At 67.0% G+C, this 13,808-nt stretch carries 14 protein-coding genes; 10 read left to right on the top strand and 4 right to left on the bottom strand.

Annotated features, from left to right (window positions below; genetic code table 11):
* Window positions 1-8: 8 nt before the first annotated feature.
* Both AWB92_RS00880 and AWB92_RS00875 read right to left on the bottom strand, forming a co-directional pair.
* On the bottom strand, window positions 9-842 hold the full coding sequence (locus AWB92_RS00880) for a mycofactocin-coupled SDR family oxidoreductase (RefSeq protein ID WP_085183653.1): 834 nt from the start codon (window positions 840-842) through the stop codon (window positions 9-11).
* Between the two features lie 6 nt (window positions 843-848).
* Window positions 849-1,166 (bottom strand): 2Fe-2S iron-sulfur cluster binding domain-containing protein, encoded by a 318-nt coding sequence (locus AWB92_RS00875; RefSeq protein ID WP_085183652.1) that lies wholly within the window; start codon window positions 1,164-1,166, stop codon window positions 849-851.
* Between the two features lie 130 nt (window positions 1,167-1,296).
* Here AWB92_RS00875 and AWB92_RS00870 point away from each other — a divergent pair, with 130 nt between their 5' ends.
* The 10 genes from AWB92_RS00870 to AWB92_RS00825 all read left to right on the top strand — a co-directional run bounded on the left by AWB92_RS00870 (window position 1,297) and on the right by AWB92_RS00825 (window position 10,902).
* Entirely contained in the window at window positions 1,297-2,922 is a 1,626-nt protein-coding gene (locus AWB92_RS00870) for an NAD(P)/FAD-dependent oxidoreductase (RefSeq protein ID WP_085183651.1), read from the top strand.
* Window positions 2,922-3,734, top strand: coding sequence for a mycofactocin-coupled SDR family oxidoreductase (locus tag AWB92_RS00865; RefSeq protein ID WP_085183650.1), 813 nt, complete (start codon window positions 2,922-2,924; stop codon window positions 3,732-3,734). The genes AWB92_RS00870 and AWB92_RS00865 overlap by 1 nt, the downstream gene beginning before the upstream one ends.
* Before the next feature lie 154 nt (window positions 3,735-3,888).
* Window positions 3,889-5,073, top strand: coding sequence for an acyl-CoA dehydrogenase family protein (locus AWB92_RS00860; protein ID WP_085183649.1), 1,185 nt, complete (start codon window positions 3,889-3,891; stop codon window positions 5,071-5,073).
* 20 nt (window positions 5,074-5,093) lie between these two features.
* Entirely contained in the window at window positions 5,094-6,002 is a 909-nt protein-coding gene (bphC, locus tag AWB92_RS00855; protein ID WP_085183648.1) for a biphenyl-2,3-diol 1,2-dioxygenase, read from the top strand.
* Window positions 5,999-7,465, top strand: coding sequence for an FAD-dependent oxidoreductase (locus AWB92_RS00850; RefSeq protein WP_085183647.1), 1,467 nt, complete (start codon window positions 5,999-6,001; stop codon window positions 7,463-7,465). The genes bphC and AWB92_RS00850 overlap by 4 nt, the downstream gene beginning before the upstream one ends.
* Window positions 7,466-7,478: 13 nt before the next feature.
* Window positions 7,479-7,922, top strand: coding sequence for a nuclear transport factor 2 family protein (locus AWB92_RS00845; protein ID WP_173817317.1), 444 nt, complete (start codon window positions 7,479-7,481; stop codon window positions 7,920-7,922).
* 179 nt (window positions 7,923-8,101) lie between these two features.
* Complete coding sequence (locus tag AWB92_RS00840) at window positions 8,102-8,923, top strand: IclR family transcriptional regulator (protein WP_085183646.1); 822 nt, start codon at window positions 8,102-8,104, stop codon at window positions 8,921-8,923.
* The gene (locus tag AWB92_RS00835) at window positions 8,920-9,846 is read left to right on the top strand and encodes an alpha/beta hydrolase (RefSeq protein WP_085183645.1); all 927 of its coding nucleotides are present in this window, start codon (window positions 8,920-8,922) and stop codon (window positions 9,844-9,846) included. The genes AWB92_RS00840 and AWB92_RS00835 overlap by 4 nt, the downstream gene beginning before the upstream one ends.
* Window positions 9,847-9,914: 68 nt before the next feature.
* Window positions 9,915-10,262: a hypothetical protein gene (locus AWB92_RS00830; RefSeq protein ID WP_085183644.1), complete on the top strand. Its 348-nt coding sequence runs from the start codon at window positions 9,915-9,917 to the stop codon at window positions 10,260-10,262.
* Window positions 10,255-10,902: a Dabb family protein gene (locus tag AWB92_RS00825; protein ID WP_085183643.1), complete on the top strand. Its 648-nt coding sequence runs from the start codon at window positions 10,255-10,257 to the stop codon at window positions 10,900-10,902. The genes AWB92_RS00830 and AWB92_RS00825 overlap by 8 nt, the downstream gene beginning before the upstream one ends.
* 1 nt (window position 10,903) lies before the next feature.
* On the opposite strand, the gene AWB92_RS00820 is transcribed toward AWB92_RS00825, so the two are convergent.
* Window positions 10,904-11,791: an SDR family oxidoreductase gene (locus AWB92_RS00820; protein WP_085183642.1), complete on the bottom strand. Its 888-nt coding sequence runs from the start codon at window positions 11,789-11,791 to the stop codon at window positions 10,904-10,906.
* Window positions 11,788-13,719 carry an NAD(P)/FAD-dependent oxidoreductase gene (locus tag AWB92_RS00815; RefSeq protein WP_085183641.1) on the bottom strand — a complete coding sequence of 644 codons (1,932 nt, stop codon included), beginning with the start codon at window positions 13,717-13,719 and terminating at the stop codon, window positions 11,788-11,790. Before AWB92_RS00815 ends, AWB92_RS00820 begins: the two co-directional genes overlap by 4 nt.
* Window positions 13,720-13,808: the final 89 nt, after the last annotated feature.

Genomic DNA, 13,808 nt, shown 5'->3' with positions numbered 1-13,808 from the left:
GATTACCCCTATCGTTGGGTGGCGCCGGCGTCGACCGGCAAGCTGACCGAAGTGATGTAGCGCGCCTCGTCGGACGCCAGGAACAAAGCCGCGTTGGCCACGTCGACCGCATCGATCCACGGAACCGGAAGCATGTTCATGGTCCGCGCCGCCTCGGCGAATTCGGCACGAGTCGGCGGCCGGTCCACATCGGGGCGGAACGCTGCGCGCACCGCGTCGTTCTGGATCAGCGGGGTGTCGACGTTGGTGGGGTGCACGCAGTTCACCCGAATGTTGTGCGGCGCAAGTTCTTTGGCCAGGCTCTGCATCAGGCCGACCACGCCGTGCTTGGCGGCGGTGTAATGCGCCACACCAACCAGACCGCGCAACCCGGCAATTGAATTCGTGAGGATCATCGCCCCGGCGCCGCGCGCCATGAGGTGTGGGGCGCCGGCCCGGCATGTGTGCCACACACCGGTGAGGTTGACGTCCAGCATGGTGCGCCAGGCTTTTTCATCCAGCTCGAGCGCCATACCGCGTGACGTGATTCCGGCGGTCGCGCACACCACGTCCAATCCGCCGAACCGCCGCACGCCTCGGTCGGTGGCGACCTGGACAGCGGCGAGGTCCCGCACGTCGACCGTTTCGGTGTGCACCCGACCACCGGCCTCCGCGACTAACGAAGCCGTCCGGTCGAGGTCGGCGACTGTGCTGTGCGGGACCACCACGGTATCGATGGGTCCGCACACGTCGAGCGCCACGATGTCGGCGCCCTCCTGCGCGAACCGCACCGCCTGTGCGCGGCCGATCCCCCGCGCCGCACCGGTGATCAGCGCGACCTTGCCCGCCAGACGCCCTGTCATGCGGCGTTAAAACTCGACGCGGACATGGTCACTGAGCGGGCGCGCCTGGCAGCAGAGGATCAAGCCCTCGGCACGGTCTTGGGGTCCGAGAACATCCCCACCGACCAAGTCCACCTTCCCGGACAGCACCGTCGCCACGCACGAGCCGCAATGGCCCTCGCGGCACGAATGTGGCACGTCAATTCGCGCGTCGAGCATCGTGTCCACGAGGGATTTGTCGCGCGGCCACCGCAACCGATAGAGCTCGCCGTCCAAGGCGACCTCGACGGTGGCAGCCTGCGCGCCGGCGTGCACGGCAGTGTCGCGCCTTCCGACTTCTGGCATACCGCGATTCTTACGAGCCGGCCGGTAGCGGCGGCGGCGTCATTCCGATGGTTGGGAGGCCGTTATCACGGCGTCCGGTCACCGGGAGATCGCGGCTGACGGTGCCCGCCGCGACCTACCGTAGACACCCGTGAAGACTGCCAGTGATCCGCGGATGGCCCCCGAAGTAGATGCCGTTGTCGTCGGTGCGGGCTTCGCGGGCCTCTACGCGCTGCACAAGCTACGGTCGGCGGGGTTGAGCGTCCGGGTGTTCGAGAGCGGGCCCGACATTGGCGGTACCTGGTACTTCAACCGGTATCCCGGCGCCCGCTGCGACGTCGAAAGCGTGGACTATTGCTACTCGTTTTCGGATCAATTGCAGCAGGAGTGGGATTGGTCGGAGAAGTACGCCACCCAGGCCGAGATCCTCGCTTACATCCACTGGGTCGCCGACCGACTGGATCTGCGCCGCGACGTGACGCTGAACGCTCGCGTTACGTCGGCGGTAGTCGACGAACGGAGCCTGCGCTGGACGGTGACCACGGATAGCGGCGAGCAGGTAACCGCGCGGTTCTGCCTGATGGCAACCGGCCCCTTGTCGGCGGCGCTGACCCCTTCCTTCCCCGGGTTGGAGACCTTCGCCGGGGATGTCCACCACACCGCATCGTGGCCCCACGAGCCGGTGGACTTCGCCGGCAAGCGGGTGGCGGTCATCGGCACCGGATCGTCTGGCATCCAGTCGATCCCGATCATCGCCGAAGCCGCGTCCCAGCTCTATGTCTTCCAGCGCACCCCGAATTACAGCGTGCCCGCGGGCAATCGGCCTCTCACCGATGCCGACCGGGCCGAGGTCAAGGCCAACTACGCGAAGCGGCGGCGGGCGTCATGGCGCAGCTCCGGCGGTTCGCCCCACGTGGCGTATCCCAAGCCGACGATGGAGGCCACGGCCGAGGAACGCCGCGCGGCATTCGAGAAGCGCTGGGATCTCGGCGGCGTGCTGTTCTCCAAGACCTTCACGGACCAGTTGGTCGACCCGGCCGCCAACGACGAGGCCCGCAAGTTCTACGAAGAGAAGGTCCGCGGGGTCATCGACGACCCGTCGCTGGCCGAACTGCTGATCCCTAACGACCACCCGATCGGTACCAAGCGAATCTGCACCGACACCAACTACTTTCAAACTTTCAATCGCCCCAATGTGAAGTTGGTCAGCGTGCGTAACACACCGATCGAGTCCATCGACGCGACCGGGATCAACACCACCGACGCCCACTACGACGTCGACATGATCGTGCTCGCGACGGGCTTCGACGCGATGACCGGTGCGCTGGCGAAGATCGACATCGTCGGCCGGGCCGGCAGGCGGCTCCGCGATTACTGGTGTGAAGGACCGCGCACCTACCTCGGTTTGGGCGTCGACGGGTTCCCCAATCTCTTCGTGGTATGCGGCCCGGGGGCTCCCGCGGTGCTGGCGAACATGGTGTTGCACGCCGAGGCCCACGTGAACTGGATCGCCGACTGCATCGCCTACCTCGACGCCCACGGCTACACCGCGATCGAGGCGACCCCGGACGCGGTCGATGGCTGGGTCACCGAGTGCGCCCGCCGGGCCGACGCCACCCTGTTTACCAAGGCCAACTCGTGGTACCTCGGAGCGAACATCCCCGGGAAGCCGCGCGTGTTCATGCTTTTCATCGGCGGCTTCGGGGTCTATCTCGACATCTGCACCGAGGTCGCCGAGGCCGGCTACAAGGGATTTTCACTGATCAAGGGATCCTGATGTCTGGTCTGCGTGGCCGCGTGGCGTTGGTGACCGGGGCCGCCCGGGGCAGCGGACGGTGCCACTGTGAGCGGTTGGCCGAGGAGGGCGCCGACGTCATCGCGCTGGACATGCCCGAGTCGGCCGCCGACCTCGAACAGACCGCGAGCGCCGTCGCACGGCATGGGGTGCGCGTCGCGACGGGTCTGGCCGACGTCGGCGACTTCAGCGCGATGACGGCCGCGGTGGATGCTGCCGTCGCCGAACTCGGTCGCATCGACGTGGTTGTCGCCAATGCGGGAATCCATCCGGCGGGCGCCCCTACTTGGGAGATCACCGCCGAAAGCTGGCAGCAGGTCCTGGATATCAACCTCACCGGTGTCTGGCACACCGTCAAGGCCAGTGTGCCCCATATTGGTCGCTACGGGGGCGAGCGAGGCGGATCCGTCGTCATTGTCAGCTCCACCAACGGTATTCGGGGCACGGCCAACACAGCCGCCTACACGGCCAGCAAGCATGCCGTCGTAGGGCTCGCACGCACGCTCGCCAACGAGCTCGGACCGCGGGGTATCCGCGTCAACACCGTTCACCCCGGGGCGGTCGGAACCGCGATGGTTCTCAACGAGGCGACGTTTCGACGCCTGCGGCCCGACTTGGACAATCCGACGGCGGAGGACGCCGCCGAGGTGCTGCCGGCTCGTCACCTGTTACCGGTGCCCTGGGTCGAACCCGTCGATGTCAGCAACGCCGTCGTGTTCCTCGCGTCCGACGAGGCGCGTTACATCACCGGCACCCAGATCGTGATCGACGCCGGCCTGCTCGCGAAAGTCTAGGAGTCGTCGCGGCCGTTGACCGGCGACCGCGACGTTGACAACGGCACCTATGCCGGGTTATGACGCAATTTCGTCCGCTGATCGGGATCAGCGGCAAGTCGGTGCCTGGACTGCGGTAAACCATTCATAAGCCCACACACGTTAGGACGATGAAATGAGCGAGCGGGTACTTGACCGAGTCGTAGAAATGGCCGACCAATTGCGTGAGCAGGCGCCCATGGCCGAACAGATCGGCCGGCTTACCGACGAGACGGTGAAGAACATGAAGGCGGCCGGTTTGATCCGGTTGCTGCAGACCAAGAAGTACCAGGGTTTCGAGGCCCACCCCCGCGAGTTCGCCGAGACGGTGATGGCCACGGCGGCCCTGGATCCAGCCGCCGGGTGGATCGTGGGTGTGGTGGGCGTGCACCCCTACCAGCTGGCTTATGCCGATCCGAAGGTCGCTGCCGAGGTCTGGGCCGACGACGTCGACACCTGGATGGCTTCGCCGTACGCGCCGCAGGGCGTGGCCAAGCCCGTGGACGGCGGCTACATCTTCAACGGCCGCTGGCAGTTCAGCTCGGGTACCGACCACTGCGACTGGATCATCCTGGGCGCGATGCTCGGCAACGAGCAGGGCATCCCAATCATGCCGCCGCAGATGCTGCACATGATCCTGCCCCGCAAGGATTACGAAATCGTCGAGGACTCCTGGAATGTGGTCGGGCTGCGCGGAACCGGTTCCAAGGACGTCATCGTCAAGGACGCGTTCGTCCCGACCTACCGCACCATGGACGCGACCAAGGTGATGGACGGCACCGCGCAGCGTGAGGCCGGCATGACCGAACCGCTGTATCTGATGCCGTGGTCGACGATGTTCCCGCTGGGCATCTCCGCGGCGACCATCGGCATCGCCGAGGGAGCGCTGGCCGCGCACCTGGACTATCAGCGGGAGCGAGTCGGCGCCACCGGTACCGCGATCAAGGACGACCCGTACGTCATGTACGCCGTCGGCGAGGCCGCCGCCGACATCAACGCCGCCCGCCAGGAACTGCTCGCCAACGCCGACCGCATCTACGACATGGTCGCCGCCGGCAAGGAGGTGTCGTTCGCGGACCGCGCGGCCGGTCGCCGCACTCAAGTCCGTGCGGTCTGGCGCGCGGTGTCGGCGGTCGACGAAATCTTCGCCCGTTCGGGCGGCAATGCGTCACGGATGGACAAGCCACTGCAACGCTACTGGCGAGACGTGCATGTCGGTCAAATGCACGCCATCCATGTCCCCGGCACCACTTATCACGCGTCCGCGCTCAGCTCGCTGGGCATCGACCCGCCGGAAGGCCCGCTGCGGGCGTTGATTTAACGGCGAACTAGGAGCACGCGATGAGCGACCTCAAAAGCCTTGGCTACATCAGCATTTCGACCAACGACGTCGATCGCTGGCGGCATTTCGCCTTCGACGTCTTAGGTTTCGCCGAAGGTAAGGGATCCGACCCCTCGGCGCTGTACCTGCGGATGGACGAACGGGCCGCCCGGATCGCCGTCGTGCCCGGCGAAACGGAGCGGGTGCTCACCATCGGCTGGGAGGTGCGCGATCGTGCGGCGCTGCAACGGACCAAGTCCACCCTTGACGGCGCCGGCGTCGCGTTCAAGCAGCTCTCCGTCGACGAGGCCGAGGAGCGCAGGGTCGAAGAGGCGATCGCGTTCGAAGACCCTGCCGGCCACACGCTGGAGGTTTTCCACGGCCCGGTGCTTGACCACAGCCCGGTGATCACGCCGTTCGGCGCGAAATTCGTCACCGGCGATCAGGGCCTCGGCCATGTCGTGCTGCCCGCGATGGACCCCAACGCGCTGTTCGACTTCTACACCGAGGTACTGGGTTTCCGCTCCCGCGGCGCCTTCCGGGTGCCGTTGCCGAAAGAGTTCGGTCCGGTGCGGGTGCGCTTCCTCGGCATCAACGAGCGTCATCACAGCCTGGCGATCGTGCCGGCCGCGCACCTGCGCGACCCCCGCGTCGTTCACATCATGGTCGAGGTCGACACCCTCGACGCGGTGGGCCAGGCGCTGGACCGGGTCAACGCCGAGGGGTTCCAATTGTCCTCCACGCTGGGGCGCCACACCAACGACAAGATGGTGTCGTTCTATGTCCGCGCGCCGGGTGACTGGGACATCGAGTTCGGCACCGACGGCATGCGTGTCGACGAAACGTATTACACCGCCGAGGAAATCACCGCGGACAGCTACTGGGGTCACCAGTGGGTCGGCGAGATGCCCGCGGCGATGCGGCTATGACGCCCGACGCGGACGTCACACCCGTCCCGGCATCGTCGATCGCCTCCTGGGATCAGGAGGCCGACGTCGTCATCGCCGGCTACGGGGTCGCGGGCGCCGCCGCCGCGGTCGAGGCGGTCCGGTCCAGCGCCGACGTGCTGGTCTTGGAGCGCACCGGGTCGTGGGGCGGTGCCGCGGCCATGGCCGGCGGCTTCATCTACCTCGGCGGCGGCACCGCGCTGCAAAAGGCTTGCGGCTTCAGCGATTCCGTCGACAACATGGCCGCCTTCCTCAACGTGGCGATGGGACCCGGCGCCGACGAGAACCGGATCGCCGATTACTGCGCGGGCAGCGTCGCCCACTTCGACTGGCTCGTCGGCTGCGGGGTGCCGTTCAAGGCGGAGTTTTTCTCCGAGCCCGGCTGGGAGCCGATGGGCGACCAGGGCCTCATGTATAGCGGCGGCGAAAACGCATACCCGTTCAACACCATCGCCTCCCCCGCCCCGCGCGGGCACGTCCCGCAGATGCAGAACAAGAAGCAGGGCGAAGCCAGCGCGGGCTACATGCTGATGAAGCCCCTCGTCGAGACGGCCGCGGCGGCCGGCGCGCGGGCGCTCTACGACGTCCGCGTGCAAAGCCTGATCGTCGAGTCCGATGGCAGGGTCGTCGGCCTCCGCGCCCGCCAGTACGGCGCCGAGATGACGGTTCGGGCCCGCCGCGGGGTGGTGCTGGCGACGGGCAGCTTCGCCTACAACGACGCCATGGTGGCGCGGTACGCCCCGCGGATTGCCGGGCGGCCGGCCGCCTCGATCGAGCAGCACGACGGGCAGGCGATCCGGATGGCGCAGGCGCTGGGCGCCGATCTGGCCCACATGGACGCGACCGAGGTCGCGATCTTCATCGATCCCCAGCAACTGGTGCGCGGCATCCTGGTCAACGGCCGCGGCCAGCGCTACGTCCCCGAGGACACCTACCCGGGCCGGGTCGGGCAGCTGACGCTGTACCAGCAGGACAACGTCGCGTACCTGATCATCGACGACGACGCGCAGCAGGAGGCGATGGCGTCGTGGTCGCCCAAATTCATGCTGCGCCAGCCGACCTGGGTGGCCGACACCGTGGCCGACCTGGAGCGCGACATGGGCCTGGCCCCCGGTTCGCTGCAGGCGACGGTGGCCGCCTACAACGAGGGCGCCGCGCGCGGCGAGGATCCACTCCTGCACAAGAAGCCCGAGTGGCTCAGGCCGATCGGTTCCCCGGTCGGGGCAATCGACCTGCGGGAGAACACCGGAGGGTTCACGCTGGGCGGGCTGGCGACCACATTGGAGGCCGAGGTCCTGCACGTCAGCGGCGAGCCCATCCCGGGGCTCTTCGCCGCCGGCCGGTCGACCGCGGGACTGGCCGCGTGGGGTTACGCCAGCGGCATCTCGCTGGGCGACGGCAGCTTCTACGGCCGCCGCGCGGGCCGGTCGGCCGCCAAGGGCTGAGCCTTCTCGACCCATGGACAGCGATCGACTGCGAATTCTGCTCGACGAGCGTGACATCGAACGCGCGTTGAAGCAGTTCGCCCGCGCGATGGACGATCGCGACTGGGCCGCGATCGCCGAGATCTTGGCCGATGACGCCGAGGGCGACTTCGGGACCGGCCGCCTGCGCGGAAGCGCGGCGATGATCGAGCTGATCCGCGGCTTTCTCGACCATTGCGGTCCGACCCAACACCTTCTCGCCAACGTGGTCATCGATGTCGACGGCGACACCGCGATCACCCGTGCCTACGTCCACGATGTTCACCTGAGCTCGGACGCAAACCCCGCGACAAGGTTTTACACGCTCGGCGACTACAGGGACACGTGGCACCGGCGCTCCGACGGAACGTGGGAATTGCAGGAACGGCTGAAGACCAATCGCGCCCACGTCGGCTCGCTCGACGTCTTCCGCGGATAAAGGTAACGGCACCCAGTTCGAACGCTTGGCGCCACGCCGCGGTCGCGACACCCGCCCAACAAGCCTGCCAAATTCCGCCGTCCCGTTACGTTCACGGCCGCGTGCGTGACAGCGGCCACATCTGTGTGCTAGAACTATATGACTATTAGTAATATGCCTGCTAGATACATGGAGGACCGATGACATCAGCCGTCAAGAGCGTCGAGACCCCGACGGCCGTCATCGACCGCATCTCACTGGTCCTCGACGCATTCGACGGACCGGGCCGGCTGACGCTGGCACAGATTGTGCGCCGCACCGGCCTGCCGCGGTCGTCGGCGCACCGCATGCTAGAGCGCCTGGTGCAGCTGCGGTGGCTTCGCCGCAGCGGCCGCGATTACGAGCTGGGCATGCGCCTGGTGGAGCTGGGATCGCTGGCCGTGCACCAGGATCGCCTGGTGCGGGCGGCCGGCCCCTTGCTCGGCGAATTACACCGCGCCACAGGGCTTGTCGTGCACTTGGCGGTCCTCGACGGCGCGGACGTCGTCTACCTGGACAAGATCGGCGATCAGCGGATACCCACCCGTGTGGGCGGTCGCCAGCCCGCGCACTGTACCGCCGTAGGGAAGGCGATCCTGGCCTACCGTGACGACGATCCCCAGCTCGATCTGCGGGTTCGCAAGACGAAATACTCGATTTCCAATGGCGCGCAGCTCGCGGTCGAGCTGGCCAAGGTGCGCGCCCACGGGGTCGCCTTCGAACGGGAGGAGTCGCTGCTCGGATTCGGTTGCGTGGCAGCGCCGATCGGCGGGGGCCCGGGTGAGGGCCAAGAAGTCATGGCCGCCGTCTCGGTGTGTGGTCCGATGAACCGCATGATGTTCGACCAGCGACTGACCGCGCCCGTGCGCATGACCGCGATGGGCATCTGGCGGAACGTCGAGGACGGCCCCCAGCGCGTCGCGCCGACGCTGCAGCCGCTGAGGCCGTTGCGCCCGGTTCGGCCGGCGCTCCAGTACGCGTGACCCTCGATCCGCAGATCGCACCGGTGATCGAGATGCTCGACGCCGGCTTCCCGCCGGTGCACACCATGACCGGTGCGGAGGCCCGGGCGCTGATCCGATCCAGGTTCGTGCCACCCGCCAAGCCTCAGCCCGTCGCCGAGGTTCGCGACTGCATGATCGACGGGCCCGGCCGCGATATTCCGGTCCGCGTCTACCGGCCCGAAATCGGGGACACGAGCCTGCCGATTCTTGTGTACGCCCACGGCGGGGGTTTCGTGTTCTGCGACCTGGACAGCCACGACGCGCTTTGCCGTGACATCGCGAACCGCGTTCTCGCCGTGGTGATCTCGGTGGATTACCGGTTGGCGCCGGAGCACCGCTGGCCGGCAGCGGCCGACGATGTGTACACCGTCGTCCGATGGGCGGCGCGCAACGCGTCCGACCTCGGCGGCGAAGCCGACCGCCTGGCGGTGGGCGGCGATAGCGCCGGTGGCAACCTGGCCGCCGTCACCGCGCTGATGGCACGCGACCGAGGCAATCCCCCGCTGGCTGCCCAGTTCCTGATCTACCCGGTTGTGGCGGCAAACTTCCACAACGAGTCCTATCGGTTATTCGGCCACGGTTTCTACAACCCGAGGCCAGCGCTGCAGTGGTATTGGGATCAGTACGTGCCGTCGCTGGCCGACCGAGAGCACCCGTATGCAACACCCATGAACGCCGAGCTGGATGGGCTGCCACCCGCCGTGATGGTCATCGCCGGGCACGATCCGCTACGCGACGAGGGACTGATGTTCGGGGAGGCGTTACAGGCCGCCGGCGTGCCGACCGTCCAATTGCGTTATGACGGCGGCATTCACGGCTTCATGACGATGCCGATGCTCGATCTCGCGCACCGGGCCCGGGAGGAGGCCGCCGCCGCGCTCGCTGACATGTTGCGGCGATAGGTGCCTAACGCATCCCGATGGCCGGGAACCGAACGCGCGCCGTTCGCTGCGTGCCATACGGTCGGGTGATGGCAGACGGCCAAATCTTCGTGATCGACCGTGTGATCACCAAGCCGGGCTGTGCGCGCCGGTTCGTCGACACCTACCTCTCGGAGTATGCGCCCGGCGCGCGCGATCGCGGGATGACGCTGCGGGACGTCTTGGTCAGCCCGCCCATTTGGTTCGACGACCAGCCGAACACGGTGACCGTCACCTGGACGCTGCCGAGCGTGCCGGCGTGGTGGGAGATGACCTGGCAGGGCAGGCCGGACCCGGCGCTGGGCGAATGGTGGTCGCGCATTGCCGAATTGGTGCAGGATCGATCACGGTCGTTCGCAGCGGCCGCGGACGACGTGGATGGACTCTGCGATGTATAGCGTTACGAGGCTGCTCGACGTCGCCGAGGGAGATCGCGACCGGGTGCTGGCGACACTTCGCGGCGCGGCCGCGCAGATACGCGGTGAACGCGTTCTGGTGGAACCGACGCTCCCGGGTGCCCGCAACGGCGGCGATATCCTCATGCACCTGCGGTTCACTGATGCGACCGAATGGGACTCTGTTGCGGCGCTCTTCGACGACGTCCTCGGTGACCCCGCGGTCCGTCGCGTCAACGGGGCCACCTACTCCGGTTGCCCCGCCAGCACGGGCCGGTCAGCGATACCCGGGACCGTCTATCGCACCTTGCTGCTGACCGTGGTGCCCGGTACCGACGCGGCGACCGTTGCGCGGTTCGAGGCGGACCTGCGACTCATGCCTCGGTATGTACGCTCGATAACCGACTGGCAGCTCAGCCGCGTGGAAGCGGCAATCGGCGCGTCGGCCTGGACCCATGTGTTCGAACAGCACTTCACCGACCCGAACGGGCTGACCGGCGCGTACCTCATGCATCCGATTCACTGGGCCTACGTGGACCGATGGTTCGATCCCGAATGTCCCGACGTCGTCGTGCGTGATCGGGTCTGCCACAGTTTCTGCCGAAGCAACACTGCAATCGGGTCGCCGGCAGGATTGCTGTGAGCTACAGACCGGCGGGCAGGATATTCGGGTTGGCCGTCGGCGGCGGTTCGAGCGGTGGGAGCAACCCACTACCGTCGAGGCTGTGCACCGGCAGTTGCTGCGACCACGGATAGTGCAGGCTGAACGCCAACAGGCCGGTGCGCTCCGTCGCCGGCAGGTGACACATTGCGAGCACAGTTTCGGCCAGGTACTCCACCGGCTCGGTGGGGAAGGCGTCCGGAATCAACTGCGCCGCACCGGGTGTACGCACGGCTGTCGACGGACCAACGCAGTTGACCGCGATGTTCGCGTCGAGGAGCTCGGCGGCGACCCCCTGCGTAAACCTGTGCAGGCCGGCCTTCATAGCCGCGTAGATCACGTCGCCCGAGGTCTTGTTGTATTCCCGATATGGTCGCACCGGCGCCACGCCGGTGACGGAGCCGATGTTGACGATCCAGCCCGCGCCTTGCTTGCGCATATGCGGCACAGCAGATTTCGTGAGGACGAACGGCACGCGAAGGTAGTGCTCCACGGTGCGGTCGAACGTTTCCAGGCTCATGTCCTCGACCAGCGCGTAGTCGGCGAAACCGGCGTTGTTGACCAGGATGTCGATGCGCCCGGTGTGGTCTAGCACCGCGTCGACCAATCCGTCACGCTGCTCGGCGTCCTCCAGGTCGGCGGCGACGCCGAATGCCTGGCCACCGGCGGCCCCGATCAGATCAACCGTCTCGGCGATGGTGCCCCGGAACGCGGAGGTCGTTCCGGCACGCACCGACAAGGACGGCGTGTGCGACCGCGCGGTGACCGCCACCGTGGCGCCTTCGGCGGCCAGGCGCTGGGCGATTGCGCGGCCGATTCCCCGGCTGCTGCCGGTCACCAAAGCCGTTTTGCCGCTGAGTAACCGGCTCATCGCAGGGTGAGATCCGCTTCGAGCGGAGCACGATGGTCGCGCCAGAAGTCGAGTAGCCGGTATGGGAAAGCGGTCACAATCCGCCCGCCGCCCGAGCGGTAGTACGTGTGGGCGGAGGGGGTGTGGCACCAGACGGTGCCAGCCATGGTCGCATCGATGTCGCCGACATAGCGCTCGTACGCGCTCCGCGTCACCTCGATGGTGGCGGCTTTGCGCAGCGCCATCAACTGCAGGCATTCCATAACGTAGTGCACCATCACCTCGACGCCGAAGTTGTGGCCGGCCCCGTGACCCGGGCTGTAGTTGGGCGCCGAGGAAATGAACATGTTCGGGAAGCCGGGCACCATCCCGCCGCGATAGGCGCGCGGGATGTCGCCCCACTCGTCGGTGAGCTTCCTACCGTCACGACCCCGGATATCCACGGTGGAAAGGAAATCCAGGTAGTAGCCGGTGGCGTAGATGATGACGTCGAGATCGATCTGTCGGCCATCGGGTGTCACGATTCCGTCCTCGTTGACCCGAGCGGGCTCGCTGGCCTCAACGTCCACGTGCTCGCGTGCCAGCGCAGCGTAGTAACCGCCGGGATCGCGGATTATCCGCTTGCCGTAGGGAGCGAAGTCGGGAGTCACCTTGCGGGCGAGGTCGCTGCCGGCGCCGAATACGCGATCGATGTAGTCGAGGCACATCTGCAGCAGCGCGTCGTTGGCGGGCGAGATCGACAGGTGCTTGGCCGCCCAGTCCGGGTCATGCAGGATCACCGGGTAGTTGTTGTCCGCCGTGCCCCAATACGATTTGAGCCGTATCCAATTCGCGTAATACGGCAGCCGGGTGCCCAGCCAGCGCTGGTATTCGGGCACCTCGTCGGTCGCTCGCCTTCGGGGCGCCACCCAGTGGGGCTGCCGCTGGAACACGGTCAGGTGCGCGACCTGGTCCACGCAGGCATCGACGATCTGCACCGCAGTGCAACCGGCGCCGATGACGGCGACCCTCTTACCCGTCAAATCCAGGTTGGGATCCCACTGCGCGGAGTGGATCGAAACTCCCGAGAACGTTTCGCGGCCAGTCAAATCCGGCCAACGGGGTCGGTTGAGATAGCCGGCGGCCGGGATCACGACGTTGGCATACGTCACGTCTCGGGCACCGTCGGGGCCCACCGAGTGGATCTGCCACTGCCGGCTCGTTTCGTCCCACCACAGTGCTTCGACCTCGGTACCGAACCGGGTGCGCTGCCGCAGATTGTTCTTGTCGGCCACCGAAACCAGGTAGGACTGATACTCCGCGCCCATCGGGTAGTAACTGGACCAATCCCCGTTGATATCCCGCGACAACGAATAGTACGCAGAAGGCGTGTCCACGCCGATGCCCGGGTAGGTGGTGGTGTACCAGGTGCCTCCCACTTCGTCGTTTCGGTCGAAGATCTGGTACTCGATGCCGGCATCCGCCAACTCCAGCGCGGCGGTCAGCCCGGCGATGCCCGCGCCGACAATCGCGACCCGAAAGCCATCGGGGAGCTTGGCGGTTCGCGGTAATACCGGCTGTGACGGCTGGAACCCGCCCTGCTCCAACAGCAGCGGGATGTAATCGGAGCCAACCACTCCCCCAAGTGCCACCGGTGTGATGCGCGCGAACAGGTCGGGGTCATTGGCAGGTACGGCGGTGGCGGTGCGCGGTGACTGCAGCGCCGCGATCACCGCATCGACGAGCGCTGCGGCCGTCTCGGGATCGGTGACACCGGCCTGCTCCGGCGGGTCGGGCACATGAGAGATCTTCGGTGCGTACCGGTCAACCACCGCCGGGTCGCCGGTCAGTTGCGCCAGCACGGCGACCAGCACGCCAGGGTCCGCATGGCACAGGTTGGCCCGCAGTTCGTCCAAATCCAGATCCACCCGTCCGGCGCGTTCGGTCGTGACGGGGACACCAGCGCTCATGTCGACGAGTATCGAGGCCGTCCGCGCAGATGTGCGGGTCCCTGTCTACTCAGCGGGACGTCGACCGCGCGCGACTCTGTATGGGCGCC

This window comes from Mycobacterium sp. IEC1808, assembly GCF_002101935.1.
GTDB lineage: Bacteria > Actinomycetota > Actinomycetes > Mycobacteriales > Mycobacteriaceae > Mycobacterium.
This window is presented reverse-complemented; position numbering and strand designations above follow the sequence as displayed.